The organism is Vreelandella maris (genome assembly GCF_013371085.1).
Taxonomy (GTDB): domain Bacteria; phylum Pseudomonadota; class Gammaproteobacteria; order Pseudomonadales; family Halomonadaceae; genus Vreelandella; species Vreelandella maris.
The window spans coordinates 1-23,537 of the sequence record NZ_JABWCV010000012.1 but is presented as its reverse complement, the minus strand read 5'-3'; the positions used below and the strand labels follow the sequence as shown (position 1 = coordinate 23,537).

The following is a 23,537-nucleotide window of genomic DNA, read 5'->3' as shown; positions in this document are numbered from 1 at the left end:
TGTCGCCATGAAGGAGGCGGCTACGGCCCCAGATTTTAGGGGCGATTTCATTGGATGAACGAGGTGCTAAATGGCTAATTTTACTCAAACGAACATGAGCCTGGATCACTACGATTGGGCAGCGGCACCTGATGATTCACGCGTCACGGGTGAGCCTGACAGCACGCTATTTAACCGCCAGCAGGGTTATGAAGTGCTTTATATGCTGAACACGGTGCTGTCCGCTTCCGCTCCCATTACGGCGCTTCACAAGGGAGAAGAGATGATCCGTGATGAATTGCCGAGTGATAAGCGCGAGCAGTTGGACGTGAAAAAGTGGCTCGATCAACGCCTGTAATCAGCTGATCGCAGACAGCGTAGAGGTTCGCGCTCGATAGATGCAAAATGCCCCGGCCATTAAAGATGGCCAGGGCATTATTTTTTAGGTTACTCCGCGCAGCCTCAAAGGGCGCGCTTGAGTTTAACGCTATCCGCTCTTCCTCACGCCGTAAACACCGCATATACCATCTGCAGCGCCAGCCCCATCAACATAAACGCGAACACGCGCTTGAGTAGCGCGACGGGTAGCTTGTGGGCGAGCTTGGCACCAATCGGAGCGGTGAGGATGCTGAACGGTGCCATTAGTAGAAACGCAGGAAGATAAACATAGCCTAGCGCGGCACTAGGCAGCCCGGCTGTACTCCAACCATTAATGATGTAACCCAGCGCCCCGGCAACGGCGATGGGCAGCCCAACCGCTGCCGAGGTGCCAATCGCGCGGGGGAGTTTAACGTTGCACCAGGTGAGGAAGGGCACGGTTAGTGAGCCGCCACCAATCGCCACGAGCGCTGAAATACCACCGATGCCCAGGCCCACTCCGCTTACTCCCATCGGGCTAGGTAGGCCGCGGTTCGGTTTGGGCTTGATGTTTGCCAACATCTGGAGTGACATTAGCACCATAAAACAGGCGAAAAAGATGGCTAGGCTACGGGTGGGGATCAGTGCGGCGATAAAGGTAGCTAAAAACGTGCCGACTAAAATACCGGGGGTAATAAACCGTACGATGTCCCAGCGTACCGCCTTGTGCCGATGGTGTGAAAGCAGGCTGGCGGTAGACGCAGGGATAATAGACGCCATGGCAGTGCCTAACGCCAAGTGGGCGAGATGTTCATGGGGCACACCTTGAAGTACAAATAGCGACGTTAAAATCGGCACCATAATGCCACCGCCGCCAATCCCTAATAAACCTGCCATCAAGCCAACAAAGCCGCCCAGCGCTACATATGCCAACCACCAGATGATGTCCAAATCCGCTGCTCCTAGAAGTGTCTTGTTAGCACGATAAGCACATTGTACCGGAAGCGGCGCGTGTAGCGGGGCCAAAGTCGAGTATTCGACTGTGGTAGCGGCGATGCAGTGGTAAGCTGCAGGACAAGTAATGTTTCGGAGTTCGTATGCGCAAGGTAATAGGCAATGTTGGCATTTTGGTAGTGGTAGTTGCGCTATTGGCAGGCTGTAGCGACATGGAGGAGCCGTCAACGGACACGGTTTCCTCCGCGCAACCTGAGGGCACCCCTGAAGCCCCGGTGACGGAGTCGGAAATTGCTGAGGTAGAAGTAGAGCCGCTTGTTGTCGAGATATCGACGCAGGTCGCCTTACGTAGCGATCGGCGCTTAATGGTGGAAGGCAAAAGCAACTTACCGGATGGCACCCAAGTACGCATTGTAGTCGAGCGTGAGATCAGCCGGGTGCGCTGGCAGGCCAGAACGCAAATCGAAAATGGCCAGTTTGCAGCCGGCCCGTTTGGCTCTGGCAGTGGGCTGCCCGATGGCGGATACGATGTCCGTGTGGAAGTCTCGGAAGGCAGCGTGCAGCCAGTCGCCGTGCAGGCGCGTATTGGCCACGAGGGCCAGCACCTGGCGGGAGAGCTTGTCAGCCAATCCCGCCACGGGCTGGGCCAGGTGGCCACCTACTCACAGCGTTTCCTGGTGGGGAGTGAGCCAAGGCAAACGCGTGACCAGGTGGAGGTGCTAGAGAGTCCGGGGAGGTAGACGCTTTAGGCAGGATGCCATTGGGCTAATAGTACTGCATGAATCGATGTGTCACTGGGTGCTTTAGTGAAGTGCTCAATGACGAAACGATCGTCGCGTTGCACCACGTAGTGGCCCGCTTTATGAAACACATGAGTAGGCCCGAGCAGCAGTAAGTCGCCAGCGTTAACGGGCGAAAAATCTGTACCTTGGCCAGGGGTTGCCATCACACATGGTGCTTTCCAGTCGATATTCAACGGCAAATGACTGGGCACTTTAATGGTGGTTGCCTGTACCTGTTCCCAGGGGAGAGGACCAGTATGGGTCAACGTTAATAGCTCGGGTGCGCTATCACCTTCCAATAGTGTTGCCAGGGAGCAGTCGAGGGCGTCAGCGAGCGCAACTAAGCGTTCGTGACCGATCTGTTTGATCGCCCCAGATTCCCAATAAGAAATGGTGACATCTGACACGCCAACTTTGCGTGCAAGGGCAGCTTTGTTGAGCTTGGCCCTAAGCCGCAGTTGCTTGATCCGTGAGCCTAGCGATTCCATTTCGTTTTCCTGATGATGAGCTAAAAAGCTCGTGAATGTCTTCCACTAACTATAGTAGTCATTTTCAATATAAATAGTGGCGCTACGAACATGCGTTCGTTATTGGTCTTGCTCAACCTTGGAGTATACGTCCAAGGGGTTGCTATGGTGCCATACTAAGCGATTGTGCTTTAGCGCGCATTAGTGGACAAATAGCGTTGAGTTAATTTCTCTGACGCTTTCTTGCGCTAGTTGTTCCCTGGGTGCCGCTGTTGGTTGCGCCTAAGGTGCGTATAATAACGCCATGCATTTTTGCCAATAGGACGTTTTCATGACCGTACGTACTCGCATCGCGCCTTCTCCGACAGGGGACCCCCACGTTGGTACGGCTTACATCGCGCTTTTTAATCTATGTTTTGCTCGTCAGTATGGCGGCCAATTTATCCTTCGTATTGAAGACACTGATCGGGTGCGTTCTACGCCTGAATCAGAGCAGATGATTCTCGATTCATTGAGCTGGCTGGGTCTTGAGTGGGATGAAGGCCCTGATGTGGGTGGCCCCTATGGCCCCTATCGGCAAAGCGAGCGTGGCGACATTTATGCCCAACACGCTCAAAAACTTTTGGATGCCGGTCATGCGTTTAAGTGCTACCGCACCAGTGAAGAGCTGGATGAGCTGCGTGAGACACGCAAAGCAGCAGGATTGCAGCTGGCCTTAAAACCTGCAGATTTAGCGCTGGATGCACAAGAGCAAGCGCGCCGTGAGCAAGAGGGCTGGCCTTATGTAGTGCGCATGAATGTGCCCGCCGAAGGCGTGTGCGTTGTTAAGGACATGCTGCGTGGCATGATCGAGGTGGAGTGGGCGCAGGTAGACGCGCAAATTTTGCTCAAATCAGATGGCATGCCTACCTACCATTTAGCCAACGTGGTCGACGACCATTTAATGGCAATCACTCATGTGTTGCGTGGGGAGGAGTGGATTAACTCCGCACCAAAGCACCAGTTGCTGTATGAGTATTTTGGTTGGGAAATGCCGCAACTTTGCCATATGCCGCTGCTGCGCAACCCGGATAAATCCAAACTCTCCAAGCGCAAGAACCCAACGTCGATCAACTATTACCGCCGGATGGGCTTTTTACCCCAGGCCGTCACCAACTATTTGGGGCGGATGGGCTGGTCAATGCCCGATGAGCGCGAGAAATTCAGTCTGCAAGAAATGATGGCAGAATTTGATGTGCAGCGTGTCTCGTTAGGCGGCCCTGTATTCGACCTGGAGAAGCTGACCTGGCTGAACGGCGTCTATATTCGTGAAGACTTGGACGATGATGCACTGTTAAGCGCGCTGCGTGAGTGGGCCTTCAATGAAGCCTATATTAAGCAGATTCTGCCGCAGGTACGGCCGCGGGTAGAAACGCTCTCCCAGGTCATGCCGTTGGCAGGGCACTTCTTCTCGGGCTTACCGGCACTGACTAAAGAGTCGTTTGAGAGTGTGAAGCTTGAGGATGAAGAGCTGGTAAAATTGCTCCAGTTCCTTGTTTGGCGGTTTGAAGGCGTCTCGGCTTGGAATAAAGAGGCGCTACTGAGCGAAGTTAAGCTGCTGTCCGAGCATTTTGATTTGAAAATGAAAGCGTTTCTGGCACCGGTGTTTATTGCGATTACCGGCAGTACGTCCAGCACCTCGGTTATGGACGCCATGGCGATTCTTGGCTCCGACGTTACCCGGGCTCGCCTGCGCAGCGCGATAGAGGTGTTGGGTGGCGTCTCTAAGAAACAGGCGAAGCGCTTTGAAAAAGAGTTTCGTGAAATAGCTTCGTGAAATAGCTCTGTGAAAGAGCTTAGTAACATCAGCTAACCGCAATTGAGATAGTGCTAGCGCCAATTTCTTATCTTTAAGTAATTGGCGTTTTTCATGTTGACGAAGGCCAGGGGAATCAGTATTATACGCTCCGTCTTCGCGACATGTGGGGCCTTAGCTCAGCTGGGAGAGCGCAACACTGGCAGTGTTGAGGTCAGCGGTTCGATCCCGCTAGGCTCCACCAATTCAGCAGCATGTGATCCACAGCATGTGAATAGTTGCTCGGGAAGATACGCTTTTAGCGTTATATGTCTAGTGTTATACGTCCCATTCGTCTAGTGGTCTAGGACACCGCCCTTTCACGGCGGTAACAGGGGTTCGAACCCCCTATGGGACGCCACTACTTAATACTCCCTTTCTAATGTTATTTTCCTGGCAATGAGCCTTCTCATTTGCTGGATTTTTGCGTTCCCGCCGTTCACAAAAAAGCTATAAATCGTCACTTTTTTGGGCGATTTTATGCTTGACTTGTCCACTTTTGCGATTCTGGTTTCAAGGTTGTGCACAACCCCTTGTTGTTGACGCAAAAAAACTTCAACAGAACTTAAATCGTTTAAAAACAGTAACTTATATTAGGTCAAAAAATGACCAATTTAAGGCTGGCCCACTGCCCATGGCGATTACGGGACGTTTTGAAGTGGTTGTGAACAGGGTTATCCACAGATAGTGTGGAAAACCCTGGGCAAGGCCGGAAAGTAAAAAAGTCAAGCGATATTAGGAGGCGCTCAGGCGTTTTAATGGTGGTGATTTAGCGCAATGGCTGATTCAAAATTGACTAATTAATGATGGTATCCAGCGAAGTCAGCAGGTGGTGGTTACCACGGGCATCATGGTAGGCCATCAGACGGTGAAATTGCTCAAGCTCACGTTAGTGTGGCGGCGCAAGCTATAAACCGTGTAGAAGCTGTTGTTGGCTCACGTCGCTGGTGGGTAGCTTGATGTAATGCCAGCGTGGAAGGGGCCATACGCAAAAGGCCACCCGAAGGTGGCCTTTGATCAAGCGGGGTGTTGATTTATTTTTTCGGGTAGTCGCGCTGGTCGTGGCCAATGTAGAGCTGACGCGGACGGCCGATTTTGTAGCTTTCGCTGAGCATTTCGTTCCAATGGGAAATCCAGCCAATGGTACGCGATACTGCAAAAATCACGGTGAACATATTGGTGGGGATGCCCATTGCTTTCAAAATGATGCCTGAATAGAAATCAACGTTCGGATACAGCTTACGCTCGATGAAGTATTCATCTTCAAGGGCGATCTGCTCAAGACGCTTGGCAATTTTGAGCTGCGGGTCGTCGGCCATGCCGAGCTCTGCGAGTACTTCGTCGCAGGTCTCTTTCATTACCTTGGCGCGCGGATCAAAGTTGCGATAAACACGGTGGCCGAAGCCCATTAGCTTGAACGAGTCGTCTTTATCCTTGGCTTTATCAACAAAGCGCTGGATGTTCTCTTCGGAGTCTTCGCCGATTTCGTCAAGCATGGCCAGTACGGCTTCGTTAGCACCGCCGTGAGCGGGGCCCCAAAGTGCCGCAATACCTGCGCTGATACAGGCGAACGGGTTAGCGCCCGTGGAACCTGCCAGGCGTACCGTAGAAGTAGAAGCGTTCTGCTCGTGGTCCGCATGCAGCATAAAGATGCGGTCCATGGCTTTCGCGTATACCGGGTTGATTTTGTACTCTTCGCACGGGTTGCTGAACATCATGTAGAGGAAGTTCTCTGCATAGCTCAGGTCGTTGCGCGGATAGTTGAACGGCTGACCCACATTATACTTGTGCGACATGGCCGCCAGCGTCGGCATTTTAGCAATCAGACGGATCGCGCTGATGATACGGTCTTCTTCTTGAGTGATGTCCATATGGTCATGATAGAAAGCGGCTAGGCCACCAACTACGCCACAAAGGATAGACATCGGGTGCGCGTCGCGGCGGAACCCTTTAAAGAAGTTGTTGATCTGATCGTGAACCATGGTGTGGTTACGAATGCGCGATTCAAAATCAGCGTACTGCACATCGTTAGGTAGCTCACCAAACAGCAGGGTGTAGCACACTTCTACGAAATTAGACTCTTTGGCCAGCTGGTCGATGGGGTAGCCGCGGTGAAGCAGTACGCCCTTGCCGCCATCAATATAGGTGATGGCAGACTGGCAGGAAGAGGTGGCCATGAAGCCGGGATCGTAGGTGAACAGGCCTTCAGCGCCTAAACCGCGTACGTCGATGACGTCGGGGCCAAGTGTGCCGGAATACATGGGTAGCTCGATCGGTTTATCAAGACCGTCTACCGTCAATGTCGCTTTCCTGTCAGCCATGCTGGCCTCCTTTCGAATTCGGGTTGGGACGTAAAGTCATTGCTGCGCATACCGCGCCGGCGAAAAGGCCTGCCCACTATAGAAGTGTGCGACATTTTGTCAATTAGCCTAAGCGCTAGCTGCGTATTGTACAAAAATTGTTATTATGATGAGTGTTGTATAAGAATTAAAAATCTACAATATGACAAAGCGTTAAAAGACCGGCGATATGTTAACAATAGTTTAACATGAGATGTTAACAGGCTTATCAAATTGCTACTCTATCGTCACTATAGCGATGCTGCAGCGCAAAATCGAATCCGAATGATGGCAATTTTCTTGCACCATAGTCGAGTTAAGCTTGAGTTCGGTTTGTAAGCGAGGGCGAAGGTTCTTATAATCCACGGCGCGCGACCGGCAGGTAGGTGGTCGTGCCCGACTTGGCAACGGCCGAGCCCCTTCCAGCAACCACCGCCCGCTCGGGCCATGCCCGACCTGTCGCAGAGCGGGCCAAGAGAGTGTGTACAAAGCCGTGAATAGCAAACGACCCGTAAACCTAGACCTTACTACGATCCATTTCCCACTGCCGGCCCTGACGTCGATCGCACACCGTATTACGGGTGTCATCCTGTTCGTTGGCCTGATTTTCGCTTTTTGGGCGCTGGGTAAATCCTTGTCATCTCCGGCGGGTTTTGACGCCGTTAGCGATGTGCTGGCCAATAATTTCTTGGCTAAGTTCATTGCTTGGGGGCTGTTGTCCGCCCTGGCATTCCACTTTGTCGCAGGCATTAAGCACCTGCTGATGGATGTCGACATTGGTGTGACCCTTGAAGGTGGCGTACAAAAAGCGCAGATCACCGTCGTGGTCAGTGCCGTTCTGATTATTCTGGCAGGAGTTTGGGTATGGTAACTAACATCACAAGTTTTGGCCGTAGTGGGCTTTCTGACTGGCTGATGCAGCGCGTTTCTGCGGTGATTCTGGCCGTCTACACGGTCTTTATCGTTGCCTTTCTGCTGTTTAATCCCGATCTCGATTACTACGCGTGGAGCGGCCTGTTCAACCAAACGTGGATGCGGATTTTCTCGCTATTGGCCTTTGTCGCCTTAGCTGCACACGCCTGGATCGGCCTGTGGACCGTCACCACCGACTATCTCAAGTCCACTCGCCTGCGCGTGGGTGTCCAAGCTGTCATCATCCTGGGCATTTTCGTGTACTTGGTGTGGGGCATTCAAATTCTGTGGGGAGCTTGATTACATGTCTAATCTGCGTAGCCTGACGTTTGACGCCATTATCATTGGTGGTGGTGGCTCTGGCCTGCGAGCCGCTTTGGAACTGGCGAAGTCCGGTAAAAAGACGGCCGTGTTATCGAAAGTTTTCCCGACCCGCTCTCACACCGTATCTGCCCAGGGTGGCATTACCTGTGCGATCGCGTCCGATGACCCGAATGATGACTGGCGCTGGCACATGTACGACACCGTTAAAGGCGGCGATTATATCGCTGACCAGGACGCGGCCGAGTATATGTGTTCTGAAGGCCCGAAAGCGGTATTTGAGCTCGAGCACATGGGGTTGCCGTTCTCGCGTTTAGATAACGGTCGTATTTATCAGCGTCCGTTCGGTGGTCAGTCGAAGAACTTTGGTGAAGGCGGTCAGGCGGCACGTACCTGTGCAGCCGCCGACCGTACCGGCCACGCACTGTTGCACACGCTTTATCAGAACAACTTGAAGAACGACACCGTGTTCCTCAACGAGTGGTACGCGGTGGATCTGGTCAAGAACGCCAGCGGTGATGTGGTTGGCTGTATCGCCATGTGCATCGAGACGGGTGAAGTGGTTCACGTTAAATCCAAGGCCACGGTACTCGCGACCGGTGGTGCAGGCCGTATTTATGCTTCTACTACTAACGCCTTGATCAATACCGGCGACGGTATCGGCATGGCGCTGCGCGCTGGCTTCCCGATGCAGGACATGGAAATGTGGCAGTTCCACCCGACCGGTATTTACGGTGCGGGCACGCTGGTCACAGAAGGTTGCCGTGGTGAAGGTGGCTACCTGATCAATAAAGACGGCGAGCGGTTCATGGAACGCTACGCGCCGAACGCCAAAGATTTGGCCGGCCGTGACGTTGTGGCTCGTTCGATGGTCATGGAAATCCTCGAAGGTCGTGGCTGCGGCGAGAAGGGCGATCACGTCTTCTTGAAGCTTGATCACCTGGGTGAAGAAGTGCTTGGCAAGCGTCTGCCCGGTATCGTTGAGCTTTCTAAGACCTTTGCTCACGTCGACCCGGCAAAAGACCCGATCCCGGTCGTGCCGACCTGCCACTATATGATGGGCGGTATTCCGACCAATATTCATGGTCAGGCGATTACCCAGGATGAGAGCGGTAACGATCATATCGTTAACGGTCTGTTTGCCTGTGGTGAAGCGGCGTGTGTATCTGTTCACGGTGCTAACCGCTTGGGCGGTAACTCACTGCTGGATCTCGTGGTTTTCGGCCGTGCCGCTGGCATGTTTATCGAAGGCGCGCTGAACGCAGGCATTGAGTACCTGGATGCTTCCGAGTCTGATATTGAGTCAGCCATGAAGCGGATCACGCGCTGGAACGAGTCTGAAGGCGGCGAAAGCATTCCTGAGCTGAAAGCTGAGCTTCAGGACATCATGCAGACTTCCTTCGGCGTATTCCGCGAAGAGAAAAACATGCTGGAAGGCGTCGATAAGCTAGCGCAACTGCGTGGGCGTATTGCTAATGCTCACCTGCCTGACAAGTCCAATGCCTTTAACACCGCGCGTGTTGAAGCGTTAGAGCTTGATAACTTGATGGAAGTGGCAGAAGCGACGGCGATCGCTGCCCTTGAGCGTAAAGAGAGCCGCGGCGCCCACTCGCGCTACGACTATCCAGACCGTGATGACGTCAACTGGCTGAAGCATTCGCTCTTCTTCCCAGCGACGAAAGAGCTGAAAAAACGCGACGTTAACTTCAAGCCGAAAACCGTTGATACGTTCGAGCCTAAGGTTCGTACCTACTAAACGCCGCATAGACGAGAGGGAGTCACTATGTCCAATCTTCAGGTATCCGTATACCGCTACAATCCGGAAACCGACTCCGCACCTTACATGCAGGAGTTTCAGGTCGATACCAAAGGCCGCGATGTGATGGTGCTGGATGTTCTTCATATCATGAAAGAACAAGACAGCGGTTTGGCGTTTCGCCGCAGCTGCCGTGAAGGTGTCTGCGGTTCCGACGGCATGAACATGAACGGCAAAAATGGCTTGGCGTGTATTACGCCTTTGTCAGACGTTGTGAAGAACAACAAGCTGGTGCTGCGTCCGCTGCCAGGCTTGCCGGTTATTCGCGATATGGTCGTCGATATGGGCTTGTTCTATAAGCAGTACGAGCGTATTCAGCCGTATCTGCAAAACGACACGCCGCCGCCTGCCATTGAGCGCCTGCAGTCGCCGGAAGAGCGCGACAAGCTAGATGGCTTGTATGAGTGTATTCTATGCGCCTGCTGCTCAACGGCTTGCCCGTCATTTTGGTGGAACCCAGAGAAGTTCGTTGGCCCAGCCGGTTTGCTGCAATCTTACCGTTTCCTGGCCGATTCGCGTGATACGGCTACCAGCGAGCGGTTGAGCAATCTGGAAGATCCATTCTCGGTGTTCCGTTGCCGTGGCATCATGAACTGTGTGGCGGTTTGCCCAAAAGGCCTTAATCCCACTCGGGCGATCGGTAAAATCCGCGAAATGCTTCTTGCAGATGCTACCTAAGTCTATGACATTTGAGTAAAAAAGCGTGTGCCACTTAAGTTGGGTAATAATGCCACTTAAATCATGGCGCTTCGCTTGTTATCATAGGGTTTGTCACGTGGTGCGGCGTCACGTCGCACCGCTGGTCAGACAAGTTTGAAAGCCGGTGCCTTGGGTACCGGCTTTCGAGCATGAACTGAAGACGAAACACCGTATGACGCGTTAGATGATGAATAGCTTGATGATGTATAGCTAGATGAACAGGGTTTCCGGCCGTTGGCCGGCGCCGCCGGCAAATGTCCCGCCCCGCCGGCAGGGCAATAGCGATGTCGCCGCACGTTTGCGACGATACCGATACCACCCCATCAGTGCAGGGTGACCGAGAGATGCAACAAGGCATAATGGAGTTGATGTGGCGTTCCTCTCACGTTAGTGGCGGCAATGTTCACTACGTGGAAGCGCTTTACGAGCAGTACCTCGCCGATCCTGAGTCTGTCCCTGACGAATGGCGCAGCTATTTTGATGAGTTGCCGCGTCCCGAGGGCAGTGCCTCCCATGATGTTCCACTAAGCCCAGTCCGTGATCAGTTCTACCAGCTGGGGCGCGAAAGTCGTCCGGGCCGTGTAGTCGCCGCTGCCGATAGCGGTGAAAACAAAAAGCAGGTAAAAGTCCTGCAGCTGATTAACGCTTACCGCTTCCGTGGTCATCAAAAGGCCAATATCGACCCGCTAGGACTGCGTAATCCCACCCCCGTCCCCGATCTCGATCTGTCCTTTCATCAGCTCTCAAAAGCTGATTTGGACACCGAGTTCCAAACCGGTTCTTTCTTTTTAGGTATCGACAAAGCGCCATTGCGTGACATCGTTGATGCGTTGGAGCGCACGTATTGCCGCTCCATCGGCTGCGAGATCATGCATATCGTCGATACGGAAGAGAAACGTTGGTTACAGCGACGTTTCGAGTCGGTACGCAGTGCGCCTGATTTCAGTGCTGATGTGCGTAAGCACGTACTGGAGCGTTTGACGGCCGCTGAAGGTTTGGAGAATTACCTGGCATCCAAATATCCAGGTACCAAGCGCTTTGGTCTTGAAGGCGGTGAAACGTTTGTGCCAATGATGGATGAACTCATCCAGCGTGCCGGCGGTTATGGCACCAAGGAAGTGGTTATCGGCATGGCACACCGTGGGCGACTCAATCTGTTGGTCAATATTTTGGGTAAAAACCCAGCTGACTTGATCGATGAGTTTGATGGCAAGAAAGTTATTGAGCGTGGCTCAGGTGATGTGAAGTACCACCAGGGCTTCAGTTCGAACGTCATGTCCCCGGGCGGCGAAGTCCATTTGGCGATGTCGTTTAACCCATCGCACCTGGAAATCGTCGCACCCGTAGTGGAAGGTTCGGTACGTGCACGTCAGGACCGTCGTAACGACGAAGAGGGTAGCAAAGTGCTGCCGATCAACGTCCACGGCGATGCGGCGTTTGCCGGTCAAGGCGTGGTGATGGAGACATTCCAGATGTCCCAGACCCGTGCTTATAAAACCGGTGGCACGATTCATATTGTGATCAACAACCAGGTGGGCTTCACCACATCACACCCACTGGATGCTCGCTCTACCGAATACTGCACTGATATTGCCAAGATGGTTCAAGCGCCTATTTTTCATGTCAATGGCGATGATCCTGATGCAGTGCTGCACGCTACCCAAGTTGCTCTTGACTATCGCCAGCAGTTCAAGAAAGACGTGGTGATTGATCTTGTTTGCTACCGTCGTCGTGGCCACAACGAAGCTGACGAGCCGTCAGGCACGCAGCCGATGATGTATGCCAAGATCAAAGATCACCCCTCTGCGCGCTCGCTTTATGCCAAGCGCCTGGTTGATCAGGGTGTGCTTTCTGAAGAGGCCGCCAAAGCGATGGTTGAAACCTATCGTGATGACCTGGTGGCGGGTAACCACGTAGCCAATGCGTTGGTGCAAGAGCCTAATGCCTCTCTATTCGTTGACTGGGCGCCTTACCTGGGCCACGAATGGACCGGCGATGCAGACACGACGATTGATATGAAGCGTCTGCAGCAGTTGGCTGCCCGTATGTGCGAGGTGCCGGATGGCGTCGACGTGCAGCGTCAAGTGGCCAAGATTTATGAAGACCGCCGTAAAATGCAGGCCGGTGGGCTGGGGCTTAACTGGGGCTTTGCTGAAACGCTGGCCTACGCCACGCTGCTCGATCAGGGGCATCCGATTCGGATTACCGGGCAAGACGTCGGGCGCGGTACGTTCTCCCACCGTCATGCGGTGGTGCATAACCAGAAAGACGGTTCCACCTATGTGCCGCTGCAGAACATGGCCGATGGTCAGCCGCGTTTCACCATTCATGACTCCTTCCTTTCGGAAGAAGCGGTACTGGCATTTGAGTATGGTTACTCCACCACAGCGCCGAATGATTTGGTGATCTGGGAAGCCCAGTTTGGTGACTTCTTCAACGGCGCCCAGGTGGTCGTTGACCAGTTCATATCTTCAGGTGAAACGAAGTGGGGCCGGGTGTGTGGTCTAACCATGCTGTTACCCCACGGGTATGAAGGCCAGGGCCCGGAGCACTCTTCGGCGCGCTTGGAGCGCTTCCTGCAAATGTGTGCTGAGCACAATATGCAGGTGTGCGTACCGACGACCCCCGCACAGATTTATCATTTACTGCGTCGTCAGGTGATTCGTCCGCTGCGTAAGCCGCTCATCGTAATGACGCCTAAATCACTGCTGCGTCATAAAGAAGCGACGTCGAGCCTTGAAGATCTGGCCCACGGCAAGTTCCATATGGTGCTCGCTGATCAAGCCGATCTTGCGCCTGAGAAGGTGACCCGCGTTGTGCTTTGTGCTGGCAAGGTCTACTACGACTTAGCCGCTTGGCGCGCCGAGAATGAGCGTCATGACACGGCAATCTTACGTCTTGAACAGCTTTATCCCTTCCCGAAAGAAGAACTTCTGGAAGCGCTGCAAGGCTATACCAACGTAGAAGACATTGTGTGGTGCCAGGAAGAGCCGCTTAATCAGGGCGCTTGGTACTCCAGTCAGCACAATATGCGTGCAGTGGCCGATATGCTGAAAGATGGCTTCGGACGCGAGTTGAAATTTGCAGGACGTCCTGCCTCTGCTGCACCAGCAGCTGGCTATATGTCCGTCCATACTGAACAGCAGCGCCAGCTGGTGGAAGACGCTTTTAATTTATAAGCGGCCACCGGATTTAGAGAACACATAAGGGAAACGACATGGCTACTGAGATCAAAGCGCCAACCTTTCCGGAATCCGTTGCCGAAGGCACAGTGGCGGCGTGGCATAAAAAGCCGGGTGACAGCGTTGAGCGTGACGAGCTGATTGTTGAGATTGAAACCGACAAAGTGGTGCTTGAAGTCGTCGCACCGGAAGCGGGTACCCTGACCGACGTTATGGCCGAAGAGGGCGATACCGTTCAGTCAGAGCAGGTGCTGGGCAAAATTGGTGAAGGCAGTGCGTCAGGCAGCAAAGAAGAGAAATCTTCTAGCGATGACGGCGCTGAAAAAACCGAAGAGAAAGCTGACGCAAAACCGTCTGAAGAGAAGCAAGAAAAGCCTGCCGGTGGCGGCAAGCAACATGACGTCAAAGCCCCCAGCTTCCCTGAGTCGATTCAGGAAGGCACCGTGGCCACTTGGCACAAAAAGGTTGGTGAAGCGGTCAAACGTGATGAAGTGCTGGCCGATATCGAAACCGACAAAGTTGTGCTGGAAGTCGTGGCACCGGCCGATGGCGCCCTGGCTGAAATCAAAGCTGAAGAGGGTAGCCAGGTAGAGTCCGAAGCGATTCTTGCGACCTTCACTGAAGGCGCTGGCGGTGACAGCAGTGGCGGCGATAGCGGTGGCGATTCAGCCTCCGCGAAAGCAGACAGCAGCGATGACGATGGCGCCGATGAGAAAGTCGGTGACAAAATCCTCGCTCCGGCCGCGCGTAAAATGGTTGCCGAGCATGATCTGGACGTTGCCAAGATCGAAGGCACCGGCAAAGGTGGTCGCATTCTGAAAGAAGACGTTCAGAAAGCGGTCAAAGACGGTTCTGCCAAGAAAGCAGCGAAATCGTCGGCACCGGCCAAATCAGCCGCTGCACCGGCGGCCGAAGGCGAGCGCATCGAGAAGCGCGTGCCGATGAGCCGTTTGCGTCAAACTATCGCCAAGCGCTTGGTTCAAGCGCAGCAAACCGCGGCGATGCTGACCACGTATAACGAAGTGGACATGACTGAGATCATGGCCCTACGTGCGCAGTACAAAGAGACGTTCTTAAAAGCGCACGATATTAAGCTGGGCTTTATGGGCTTCTTTGTAAAAGCCGCTTCTGAAGCGCTCAAGCGATTCCCGGACGTTAACGCCTCTATCGACGGTACCGACATCGTTTATCACGGTTACCAAGATATCGGTGTAGCGGTATCCACCGACCGTGGTTTGGTCGTACCGGTACTGCGTGACACCGACAGCATGAAAATTGCTGATGTCGAGCGTAAAATTGTCGATTTCGGCAAGCGTGGCCGTGACGGCAAGCTGGGCATGGACGACATGATTGGCGGTACCTTCACGATCACCAATGGCGGTACCTTTGGCTCGCTGATGTCGACCCCGATCATCAACCCGCCGCAAACCGCCATTCTGGGCATGCACAAAATCCAGGATCGTCCGATGGCAGTCAACGGCAAGGTCGAGATTCGCCCGATGATGTATCTGGCGCTCTCTTACGACCACCGTATGATCGACGGCAAAGACGCCGTTCAATTCTTGGTTACCTTGAAAGAATTGCTGGAAGACCCGGCACGTCTGCTGCTGGATGTCTAAAGTATAAGCGTCATCGTTATTGAAATAATGATTGAGTACGCTACTGCTTAACCAGGATTTATCTGCAATCGCACACAGCCTCCCGCCCGCTTCGAGTTTAAGTGGGGGGAGGCAAGCAAGCTAAAGGAGCCAACATGGCTGATAAGTTTGATGTGATCGTTATCGGTGCCGGCCCTGGTGGTTATGTTGCCGCCATTCGTGCTGCACAGCTGGGCCTAAAAGCGGCCTGTATTGAAAAATGGATTGGTAAAGAAGGCAATGTTGTTCACGGTGGCACCTGCTTGAACGTGGGCTGCATCCCGTCTAAAGCACTGCTTGAAGCGTCCCACAAGTTCGTTGAAGCCAAGCACGATTTCGACGATATGGGTATTCAGGCTGGTGACGTTTCCATGGACGTTACCAAGATGATGGCGCGCAAGGACAAGATCGTTAAGAACTTGACCGGCGGCATCTCTGGCTTGTTCAAGGCCAATGGCGTTACCGCCATCGAAGGTACCGGTAAAGTGGTTTCCGGCAAGCAGGTCGAAGTCACCGACCATGACGGCAACACCACTACCTATGATGCCGAAAACATCGTTATTGCTGCGGGCTCAGTACCGGTGGAAATTCCGCCGACCCCGCTGACCGAAGGCCTGATTGTCGACTCTACCGGCGCACTTGAATTCACCGAAACGCCTAAGCGTCTGGGTGTGATTGGTGCCGGTATCATCGGTCTTGAGCTGGGCAGCGTATGGAACCGTCTTGGCTCAGAAGTCACCGTACTTGAAGCCATGGACTCCTTCCTGCCGATGGTGGATGCCACCGTTGCCAAAGAGACTCAGAAGCTGCTCAAGAAGCAGGGTCTGGATATCAAACTGGGCGCTCGCGTGACCGGTTCTGAAGTCAAAGGCGAAGAAGTCGTTGTGAAGTACAGCGATGGCAACGGCGAACAAGAGATGACCTTCGACAAGCTCATCGTGTGTGTCGGTCGTCGTCCGTACACCAAAGGCGTGATTGCCGACGGCGTAAGCGTTGAGCTGGATGAGCGTGGCTTCATCTTTGTCGACGACCAGTGCCGTACCAACGTCCCAGGCGTTTACGCCATCGGTGACTGTGTGCGCGGCCCGATGCTGGCGCACAAAGCCTCTGAAGAGGGCATTATGGTGGCGGATATCATCGCTGGCCATAAAGCAGAGATGAACTACGATACCATTCCTAGCGTTATCTACACCTACCCGGAAGTAGCTTGGGTCGGTATGACTGAGCAAGACGCTAAAGCGAAAGGCATCGAAGTCAAAACCGGTACCTTCCCGTTCGCGGCAAGCGGTCGCGCGATGGCTAATAACGCCACCGAAGGTAGTGCCAAAATTATCGCCGATGCGGAAACTGACCGTATTCTCGGTATGCATATCGTAGGTCAACACGCTGGCGAGATGATCGCCCAAGGCGTGATTGCCATGGAATTCGGCTCTAGCGCCGAAGACCTGGCCCTGACCTGCTACGCTCACCCGACCATGTCGGAAGCTGTTCATGAAGCAGCGCTTGCGGTAGATGGCCACGCGATTCATATGGCCAATCGCAAGAAGCGTAAGTAATTCAGTAAGCAACAACGAAGCGCCACCCATGGGTGGCGCAACACTTTCGGCTTTGTCTTAATCCACAAAGATCGAAAGAACGGGGATGGCCAGTTCTTTTAAGACTGTTCTTAAAAAATCTGATCATCGTTCGAGTCACATGCAACCAATGGCATGAATCGATGAATCTTCACGAGTATCAAGGTAAACAGCTGTTTGCCGATTATGGTTTACCAGTGTCTAAAGGCTTTGCAGTCGACACTCCCGAAGAAGCGGAAGAGGCTTGCAAAAAGATCGGTGGTGACATGTGGGTGGTTAAAGCCCAGGTGCACGCCGGTGGCCGTGGTAAAGCGGGTGGCGTTAAGCTGATCAAAGACCCGGCTGAAGCTAAAGCATTTGCTGAAAAGTGGCTGGGCAAGAACCTGGTTACATTCCAGACTGACGAAAAAGGTCAGCCGGTTGCCAAGATTTTGGTTGAAACCTGCACTGACATCGCCGACGAGCTCTATCTCGGTGCCGTTGTCGACCGTACTACCCGTCGTGTGGTCTTCATGGCCTCTACCGAAGGTGGTGTAGAGATCGAGACGGTTGCAGAAGAGACGCCGGAAAAGATTCTCAAAGCTGAAATCGATCCGCTGGTCGGCGCACAGCCGTACCAAGCGCGTGAGCTTGCCTTTGCGCTGGGCCTGAAAGGCGACCAGATCAAACAGTTCACCAAGATTTTCCTAGGTCTGTCTCAGTTGTTCCACGACAAAGACCTGGCCCTGCTGGAAATTAACCCGCTGGTCGTCACTGAAGAAGGCAATCTGCACTGCCTCGACGCCAAACTGGGTCTGGATAGCAACGCGCTATACCGTCATCCTGACCTGCAGGCCATGCGTGATCCTTCGCAAGAAGATCAGCGTGAAGCAGATGCGGCGAAGTGGGAACTTAACTATGTCGCGCTTGATGGCAACATCGGCTGCATGGTTAACGGCGCAGGTTTGGCCATGGGCACCATGGACATCGTCAACCTGAGCGGCGGCAAGCCCGCTAACTTCTTGGATGTTGGCGGCGGTGCCACCAAGGAGCGCGTGGCAGAAGCGTTCAAAATCATCCTGTCGGATGACAATGTTAAAGCCGTACTGGTTAACATTTTCGGCGGTATCGTACGTTGCGACATGATTGCTGAAGGCATTATCGGTGCCGTTGAGCAAGTGGGCGTCAATGTGCCGGTAGTCGTACGTCTGGAAGGTAACAACGCCGAACTGGGTGCTGAAAAACTAGCATCTAGCGGTTTGAACATCATCGCGGCTACTAGTCTGACCGACGCGGCTCAGCAGGTCGTTAAAGCGGCGGAGGGCAAGTAATGAGCATCCTGATCGATAAGAACACCAAGGTCATCTGCCAGGGCTTTACCGGTGGCCAGGGCACGTTCCACTCCGAGCAGGCGATTGCCTATGGCACGAAGATGGTCGGTGGTGTTACGCCGGGCAAAGGCGGCCAGGAGCACCTCGGTCTGCCCGTTTTCAACACCGTGAAAGAAGCGGTAGAGAAAACCGGCGCGGAAGCCAGCGTGATCTACGTACCGGCGCCGTTCTGTAAAGACTCGATCCTTGAAGCGGCCAATGCCGGTATCAAGCTGATTGTGTGCATCACCGAAGGCATCGCTACGCTCGACATGCTCGAAGCGAAAGTGAAGTGCGACGAGTTGGGCGTACGCCTGATCGGTCCGAACTGCCCCGGTGTTATCACCCCAGGCGAATGCAAAATCGGCATCATGCCGGGTCACATTCACCAGCCGGGCCGCGTCGGTATCGTATCTCGTTCTGGTACCTTGACCTATGAAGCCGTTAAGCAGACCACTGATCACGGTTTTGGTCAGTCTACCTGTGTGGGTATCGGCGGCGACCCGATTCCGGGCTCTAACTTCATCGACATCCTTGAGATGTTCGAGAAAGACCCGAAAACCGAAGCCATCGTGATGATCGGTGAAATCGGCGGCACGGCGGAAGAAGAAGCCGCGGCTTACATCAAAGCCAACGTTTCCAAGCCAGTGGTTTCCTACATTGCCGGTGTGACTGCACCTCCTGGCAAGCGTATGGGCCACGCGGGCGCAATCATCTCTGGCGGTAAAGGCACCGCTGACGAGAAGTTTGCTGCGCTAGAAGACGCCGGTGTTAAAACCGTACGCTCTTTGGCTGAAATCGGTGATGCGCTAAAAGAAGTGACTGGCTGGTAAGCCATGAACGTTTAGCTGCACGCTATAAGGGCGCCCCTCGGGGCGCCCTTATTTATTTCTGTGTGCTATTTAATAATACTGCTAGGGTGTCGGTGAGCGACGCAGCATGCGATAGCTATACAGCACAAACAGCGGGGCGCCTGCCGCCAAGTAAAGATGGTAGCTGACCAGCCGCCACACCAATACCGCTGCGGCGGCCTGTTCGCGTTCCATTAGCGGCAGCAACAGACCACCCACGCCCACCTCCGCAGCACCCGCCCCGCCAGGTAGAAAGCTAAGTTGACTCGCGGCCATCGCCAGCATTTGAGTCAGGAAGGTCCAAATCCAATCTGCATGACCGCTTACTCCCAGTACCGCCAGATAAAGCAAGCTATAGCGCATTAGCCAATGGGCGGTGGTCAACAGCATCATCGCGAGAAGCGTCGTACGCGGCAGCTCTAGCGTCACCTTGAGCGCATGTCGACAGCGCAAAAGGCGCCGTGCAAGCCAGCGTCGCTGATACTGGCTTGGCCACGGCGTATTCACGCTAGGAGAGCGCAGTAGGCTTGGTAGATAACGCATGACCACACTCACCAGCGTCGCCATAAGCGCTAACCCCACCAGAGCCCACTGAACGAGCGATTGGTGTGGCCATTGGGCGTCGCTGAGCACCGAAAAGAGCACCAGGCCGCTCAACATGGCCAGGAAGAACAGTAAGTCACAGCCTTGATCAATCAGAAATACTGCCGCGCCTTTGGCAGGGGGAAAGCCGCGTCGTGCAAGCAGCAACAGCAGGGTCGCTGGGCCACCGCTACCGCCTGGGGTGGCGCACAGCGCAAACTTAGACGCCAATTCAATCCCTAGCGCGCCGCGCTGGCCGAGCCTGCCGGCACGACCACCCAGCATCAAACGTAGCCTCGCTGCATTTAGGTTCCAGCACAGAAAGGCCATCACCAGCATCAATAGCAGCAACCCAAGCGGGAAGTGTTTGACGCGCTGAAGCGCCTCGGCGCCACCCAGCCAGGCGGTGAGCACCAGCGGCGCAATCAGCGCCAAGGCAATCATCACACCGTGGATAGGCCGCCACTTCAGTAGCTGGCGACGGCTAGTGGTGTTGGTGGAGTGCATAGGGTTGGCTGCCGTGGCAAAGCTGCTGATAGTGCTCAAGCAGTGAGTGCATAACGCCATCCCAGTTGAAGTGGCGCTCGACATGGCGACGCGCATAGCGCCCGCTAGCAGCGACATCATTACTAAACAGCGCTAGACAGGCCTCAGCCATGGCAGTGGGGTCGAGCGGCTTGCATAAAATACCCGCACCCAGCGGCACGTTTTCGGCCAGCGCCCCGGCCCTGGCTGCCACCACTGGAATGCCGCAGGCCATGGCTTCCTGAGCAACTAAGCCGAAAGTTTCGCGGGTGCCTGCGTGCAGCAGAGCATCACTACTGGCCAGTGCTTTGGCTACCTCGTGGGCACCACAACAGCGATCCACAATGGTGACGTTGCTGGGTACGTGATGCGGCATGCCTGGACCCATCAGCAGCAAATGGTAATCGCTGCCTAGCTGACGCATCGTTGAAAGCAGTACATCAATATTTTTCTCGCGTGAGTTACGTCCCACAAAGATCAGCAGCTTTTTATCGCTGGGTATGCCCATGGTCTGTCGGAAGGTGGGGTCACGCTGCTGGGGATTAAATTGCGCTAAATCGACCCCCAACGGCTGAACGCGAACATTATCGACGCCCCAGTCGCGCAGCCGATCTGCCATCGCGTTACAGGGCGCCAATACGCTATCGAACCGACTATAAAGGTCCGCTACATAGCGGGTTAAGCGCTGCTCAACGTAGCGCCCCAAGCGATCACCCATCAAACGTGGCAGATCAGAGTGATAGAAGCCCACCACCGGCACGCCGAGTCGCTGCCCCGCGGCTAACGCCGCCCATGCCGTTACGTACGGGTCGCCAGCCTCGATGAGGTCAGGCTTTAGATCAACCAGGGCATCCCGCCAGGGGGAGGAGCGTAATGGAAAACGATAGCCCTGGCCTAAAGGCAGGTGTAGCGCTGGTAAGGTGTGGTGATCGCCCAAACTATCGCGCTCCGCGCCCGGCACCAGCAGGCTGGTGCGCAGTTGGGGGATGCGCGAAAAAACACGGTGTTTGGCCTGTAAATAGGTACGCACACCACCGCTGGCGGGTGCATGGAACATCGTCACATCGGCAATGTGCAAGCTAACCTCCAACCATAAAGATTGTCATCGTTTCACCATAAAGGAGAAATAAGTCAGTTCAGCGACAGTTGAGCCGAGGCTTTTATTTCCTGTTAATCCCTTTCAACGCCTCTTGCCATCACACCTATTCCATCTGATGGCTTGGTAATGAGGAATCGTTTTATTTGGATTATTTGTTGACTCTTAGCAGGGCTAGACTAATATACCATCCATATGGATGGTGAATGGAATCCATTTGGATGTTGTTTGAGTGTTATATAGATGTTTTAAGCCAAGCGAAAGGTGTCTGGCTACTAAGCACAACGAGGAACGACACATGAGCGTGCATGAAATGCGCCGCAAGGGCGGTGATTCAAGTGAGAAAATCACTATCAACCTTGGGGTGGTCGACCTGGGGCAGATCGATCTGTTGGTTCAGGAAGGTTTTTACTCCAACCGGACCGATCTGATTCGCACCGCTATCCGTAACCAGTTGTTGACCCATGCCGAGGTCGTTAAGGAAACCGTGACCCGTAAGGCGTTTGTATTGGGTCTTGAGCATTACAGCCGTGCGGATTTAGAGGCCCTGCAGGGAGCCGGGGAGAAACTCCAGATCCAGGTGCTGGGCATGGCCAGCATTGCCGACGACGTAACGCCTGAGCTTGCCCTTGCCACCATTGAATCCGTCGTGGTCCTGGGCGCCTTGAACGCCAGTAAAGCGGTTAAGGCTGCTCTGGCAGATCGCATCCACTGAAGAGCTCAGGCTCACTCAATAAACACTGACTAAGCAATCATTGAATAAGGATATTGAAAATGATCGATGCCACGATGACGAAGCGAATGGAAGAAGCGACGCGGCTAACCCGTGCGGGAAAACTGCAAGAGGCGATGGCTATTCTCCAGGGCAGTGCACCCGAATCGAGAGGCGCTGAAACGCCGAATACCTCTTACCGGGAAGGCAATACCTTCGACGGGACCTGCGAGGTCATCGACGAAGAAGCCACTGAATCTAAGCCAGAGCCTACTGAGTCGCCAGCCGACGCATTTACGCCCGGCGATATTAAGGTGCCTGCTGCATGGCGCGACAAGTGGATGAAGTTTCGTGCTGGCATGGCACAACCCGAGCAAGCCTCGCCTGAGTATGCACGGAGCGAGGAGCCACAGCCTGGGACGTTCACTGCCGGTCGTTATACCAGCCACGTGGGCTCGCGTGATTACAAACTGTATATCCCCAGCGGCTATACCGGTCAGGCACTGCCGCTGGTGGTGATGCTGCATGGCTGTACGCAGAACCCTGATGACTTCGCTGCCGGAACCGAGATGAACCGGCTGGCCGAAGAGCAGCTGTGTTGCGTGCTCTATCCGGCTCAGCCGATGACCGCCAATAGCTCGAAATGCTGGAACTGGTTTAAAGCCGAAGACCAGCAGCGCGAGGGCGGTGAACCCGCGATTATTGCGGGCATGACGCGCCAGATCATTGAGACCCATGGCCTTGATGGTTCCCGCGTCTATGTCGCAGGCCTTTCAGCAGGTGCCGCCATGGCAACCACCCTGGCGATGACCTACCCGGATCTGTTTGCGGCGGTGGGCGTGCACTCCGGGTTACCCCACGGTGTGGCTCAGAGTCTTCCCGATGCCTTGGGCGCAATGCAGGGTGGCACGGGGCCTCTTGGCGGTGGTAAAGCGAAAGGGGCCGGTTGGGCATCGGAAGTGCCCGCGATTATCTTTCATGGCGATCGTGACACTACCGTGCACCCCAGCAATGCGGATCGGGTGGCCGCCCAGTACAGCACATCACGCCAAGCGGGGGCGAAGGTAGTGCAGGGAAAGGTGGCTAATGGCCATGCCTATACGCTTACCACACACCACAATGCGAAGGGCGAACCACACATGGAGCAGTGGCGCATTCATGGAGCTGGCCACGCCTGGTCAGGGGGTAGCACCCAAGGCAGCTATACCGACCCGAAAGGCCCCGATGCTACCAAGGAAATGCTGCGTTTCTTCTTTCAGCATCAGCAGGCTGGCTCTTAGATCTAAAAATCAGGAGCAGAAGCTATATTCGGTCTATAAGTAATCCTAGCGCTGTATGAGAGTCGTCCTGGAAATTAGCACAAGCTAGTTAAATATATATTAGTGATATTTGTATATATAGAACTAAAGTTTAAGGTCTTTATGCCGACAATTATTCTTCTCTTTCTAATTAGGGTCTGTTGACGTTTCACATGGGCAGCCATAAACAACCACAAGCTAAGGCCACCATGCTTTCGTAGTTTCGCTTGAGCTTGTCGTAACGCGTCGCTATGGCGCGATACGGCTTCAA

General features: G+C 54.2%; 19 protein-coding genes, 2 tRNA genes and 1 pseudogene. 16 read left to right on the top strand and 6 right to left on the bottom strand.

What is annotated here, in order from left to right; all coding sequences use genetic code 11:
- Positions 1–70: 70 nt before the first annotated feature.
- Positions 71–337, top strand: coding sequence for a hypothetical protein (locus tag HUO07_RS11930; protein WP_176303746.1), 267 nt, complete (start codon positions 71–73; stop codon positions 335–337).
- 143 nt (positions 338–480) lie between these two features.
- Here the strand turns inward: HUO07_RS11930 and HUO07_RS11925 are convergent, their stop codons facing one another.
- Positions 481–1,287, bottom strand: coding sequence for a sulfite exporter TauE/SafE family protein (locus tag HUO07_RS11925; RefSeq protein ID WP_101146057.1), 807 nt, complete (start codon positions 1,285–1,287; stop codon positions 481–483).
- 146 nt (positions 1,288–1,433) lie between these two features.
- On the opposite strand from HUO07_RS11925, the gene HUO07_RS11920 reads away from it, so the two are divergent.
- A complete protein-coding gene (locus tag HUO07_RS11920; RefSeq protein ID WP_176303745.1) occupies positions 1,434–2,030 on the top strand; it encodes a hypothetical protein in 597 nt (198 codons plus the stop codon).
- A gap of 5 nt (positions 2,031–2,035) precedes the next feature.
- Here HUO07_RS11920 and HUO07_RS11915 read toward each other — a convergent pair whose 3' ends face one another.
- A complete protein-coding gene (locus HUO07_RS11915; protein ID WP_176303744.1) occupies positions 2,036–2,560 on the bottom strand; it encodes a helix-turn-helix domain-containing protein in 525 nt (174 codons plus the stop codon).
- Positions 2,561–2,870: 310 nt separating this feature from the next.
- Here HUO07_RS11915 and gltX point away from each other — a divergent pair, with 310 nt between their 5' ends.
- The 3 genes from gltX (at position 2,871) to HUO07_RS11900 (ending at position 4,734) form a co-directional block, all read left to right on the top strand.
- Positions 2,871–4,355: a glutamate--tRNA ligase gene (gene gltX / locus HUO07_RS11910; RefSeq protein ID WP_176303743.1), complete on the top strand. Its 1,485-nt coding sequence runs from the start codon at positions 2,871–2,873 to the stop codon at positions 4,353–4,355.
- A gap of 147 nt (positions 4,356–4,502) precedes the next feature.
- Positions 4,503–4,578 (top strand) — tRNA-Ala (locus tag HUO07_RS11905).
- An 80-nt stretch (positions 4,579–4,658) separates the two neighbouring features.
- Positions 4,659–4,734: transfer RNA gene (locus HUO07_RS11900), tRNA-Glu, on the top strand.
- A gap of 673 nt (positions 4,735–5,407) precedes the next feature.
- On the opposite strand, the gene gltA is transcribed toward HUO07_RS11900, so the two are convergent.
- Positions 5,408–6,694 carry a citrate synthase gene (gene gltA / locus HUO07_RS11895; protein ID WP_176303742.1) on the bottom strand — a complete coding sequence of 429 codons (1,287 nt, stop codon included), beginning with the start codon at positions 6,692–6,694 and terminating at the stop codon, positions 5,408–5,410.
- Positions 6,695–7,205: 511 nt separating this feature from the next.
- On the opposite strand from gltA, the gene sdhC reads away from it, so the two are divergent.
- The 9 genes from sdhC to sucD all read left to right on the top strand — a co-directional run bounded on the left by sdhC (position 7,206) and on the right by sucD (position 19,035).
- On the top strand, positions 7,206–7,583 hold the full coding sequence (sdhC, locus tag HUO07_RS11890; RefSeq protein WP_176303741.1) for a succinate dehydrogenase, cytochrome b556 subunit: 378 nt from the start codon (positions 7,206–7,208) through the stop codon (positions 7,581–7,583).
- A complete protein-coding gene (gene sdhD, locus HUO07_RS11885) occupies positions 7,577–7,924 on the top strand; it encodes a succinate dehydrogenase, hydrophobic membrane anchor protein (protein WP_008958566.1) in 348 nt (115 codons plus the stop codon). Before sdhC ends, sdhD begins: the two co-directional genes overlap by 7 nt.
- A gap of 4 nt (positions 7,925–7,928) precedes the next feature.
- Entirely contained in the window at positions 7,929–9,701 is a 1,773-nt protein-coding gene (gene sdhA / locus HUO07_RS11880; RefSeq protein WP_176303740.1) for a succinate dehydrogenase flavoprotein subunit, read from the top strand.
- Between the two features lie 27 nt (positions 9,702–9,728).
- Positions 9,729–10,439, top strand: a complete 711-nt coding sequence (locus HUO07_RS11875; RefSeq protein ID WP_101146064.1) for a succinate dehydrogenase iron-sulfur subunit — start codon at positions 9,729–9,731, stop codon at positions 10,437–10,439.
- 365 nt (positions 10,440–10,804) lie between these two features.
- A complete protein-coding gene (locus HUO07_RS11870) occupies positions 10,805–13,639 on the top strand; it encodes a 2-oxoglutarate dehydrogenase E1 component (protein WP_008958563.1) in 2,835 nt (944 codons plus the stop codon).
- A 38-nt stretch (positions 13,640–13,677) separates the two neighbouring features.
- Positions 13,678–15,261 (top strand): 2-oxoglutarate dehydrogenase complex dihydrolipoyllysine-residue succinyltransferase, encoded by a 1,584-nt coding sequence (odhB, locus tag HUO07_RS11865; protein WP_176303739.1) that lies wholly within the window; start codon positions 13,678–13,680, stop codon positions 15,259–15,261.
- Between the two features lie 134 nt (positions 15,262–15,395).
- Positions 15,396–16,835 (top strand): dihydrolipoyl dehydrogenase, encoded by a 1,440-nt coding sequence (gene lpdA, locus HUO07_RS11860; RefSeq protein WP_176303738.1) that lies wholly within the window; start codon positions 15,396–15,398, stop codon positions 16,833–16,835.
- A 161-nt stretch (positions 16,836–16,996) separates the two neighbouring features.
- Positions 16,997–18,163, top strand: coding sequence for an ADP-forming succinate--CoA ligase subunit beta (gene sucC / locus HUO07_RS11855; protein WP_008958560.1), 1,167 nt, complete (start codon positions 16,997–16,999; stop codon positions 18,161–18,163).
- Complete coding sequence (gene sucD / locus HUO07_RS11850; RefSeq protein WP_176303737.1) at positions 18,163–19,035, top strand: succinate--CoA ligase subunit alpha; 873 nt, start codon at positions 18,163–18,165, stop codon at positions 19,033–19,035. The genes sucC and sucD overlap by 1 nt, the downstream gene beginning before the upstream one ends.
- Positions 19,036–19,116: 81 nt before the next feature.
- Here the strand turns inward: sucD and HUO07_RS11845 are convergent, their stop codons facing one another.
- On the bottom strand, positions 19,117–20,142 hold the full coding sequence (locus tag HUO07_RS11845; RefSeq protein WP_176303736.1) for a glucosaminyl phosphatidylglycerol flippase: 1,026 nt from the start codon (positions 20,140–20,142) through the stop codon (positions 19,117–19,119).
- A complete protein-coding gene (locus HUO07_RS11840) occupies positions 20,120–21,238 on the bottom strand; it encodes an N-acetylglucosaminyl phosphatidylglycerol synthase (RefSeq protein WP_101146068.1) in 1,119 nt (372 codons plus the stop codon). Before HUO07_RS11840 ends, HUO07_RS11845 begins: the two co-directional genes overlap by 23 nt.
- A gap of 316 nt (positions 21,239–21,554) precedes the next feature.
- Here HUO07_RS11840 and HUO07_RS11835 point away from each other — a divergent pair, with 316 nt between their 5' ends.
- Both HUO07_RS11835 and HUO07_RS11830 read left to right on the top strand, forming a co-directional pair.
- Complete coding sequence (locus HUO07_RS11835) at positions 21,555–21,971, top strand: CopG family transcriptional regulator (protein ID WP_101146069.1); 417 nt, start codon at positions 21,555–21,557, stop codon at positions 21,969–21,971.
- A gap of 59 nt (positions 21,972–22,030) precedes the next feature.
- Positions 22,031–23,248, top strand: a complete 1,218-nt coding sequence (locus HUO07_RS11830) for an extracellular catalytic domain type 1 short-chain-length polyhydroxyalkanoate depolymerase (protein WP_176303735.1) — start codon at positions 22,031–22,033, stop codon at positions 23,246–23,248.
- A gap of 187 nt (positions 23,249–23,435) precedes the next feature.
- Here HUO07_RS11830 and HUO07_RS11825 read toward each other — a convergent pair.
- Positions 23,436–23,537 (bottom strand): annotated as a pseudogene (locus HUO07_RS11825) (IS5/IS1182 family transposase); the annotation flags it as partial.

Bases quoted from the DNA above. Each gene is read 5' to 3' on its own strand.
- HUO07_RS11930 (WP_176303746.1), top strand. From the start codon at position 71: ATGGCTAATTTTACTCAAACGAACATGAGCCTGGATCACTACGATTGG.
- HUO07_RS11920 (WP_176303745.1), top strand. From the start codon at position 1,434: ATGCGCAAGGTAATAGGCAATGTTGGCATTTTGGTAGTGGTAGTTGCG.
- HUO07_RS11915 (WP_176303744.1), bottom strand. From the start codon at position 2,560: ATGGAATCGCTAGGCTCACGGATCAAGCAACTGCGGCTTAGGGCCAAG.
- gltX (WP_176303743.1), top strand. From the start codon at position 2,871: ATGACCGTACGTACTCGCATCGCGCCTTCTCCGACAGGGGACCCCCAC.
- gltA (WP_176303742.1), bottom strand. From the start codon at position 6,694: ATGGCTGACAGGAAAGCGACATTGACGGTAGACGGTCTTGATAAACCG.
- sdhD (WP_008958566.1), top strand. From the start codon at position 7,577: ATGGTAACTAACATCACAAGTTTTGGCCGTAGTGGGCTTTCTGACTGG.
- sdhA (WP_176303740.1), top strand. From the start codon at position 7,929: ATGTCTAATCTGCGTAGCCTGACGTTTGACGCCATTATCATTGGTGGT.
- HUO07_RS11875 (WP_101146064.1), top strand. From the start codon at position 9,729: ATGTCCAATCTTCAGGTATCCGTATACCGCTACAATCCGGAAACCGAC.
- HUO07_RS11870 (WP_008958563.1), top strand. From the start codon at position 10,805: ATGCAACAAGGCATAATGGAGTTGATGTGGCGTTCCTCTCACGTTAGT.
- odhB (WP_176303739.1), top strand. From the start codon at position 13,678: ATGGCTACTGAGATCAAAGCGCCAACCTTTCCGGAATCCGTTGCCGAA.
- lpdA (WP_176303738.1), top strand. From the start codon at position 15,396: ATGGCTGATAAGTTTGATGTGATCGTTATCGGTGCCGGCCCTGGTGGT.
- sucC (WP_008958560.1), top strand. From the start codon at position 16,997: ATGAATCTTCACGAGTATCAAGGTAAACAGCTGTTTGCCGATTATGGT.
- sucD (WP_176303737.1), top strand. From the start codon at position 18,163: ATGAGCATCCTGATCGATAAGAACACCAAGGTCATCTGCCAGGGCTTT.
- HUO07_RS11845 (WP_176303736.1), bottom strand. From the start codon at position 20,142: ATGCACTCCACCAACACCACTAGCCGTCGCCAGCTACTGAAGTGGCGG.
- HUO07_RS11835 (WP_101146069.1), top strand. From the start codon at position 21,555: ATGAGCGTGCATGAAATGCGCCGCAAGGGCGGTGATTCAAGTGAGAAA.
- HUO07_RS11830 (WP_176303735.1), top strand. From the start codon at position 22,031: ATGATCGATGCCACGATGACGAAGCGAATGGAAGAAGCGACGCGGCTA.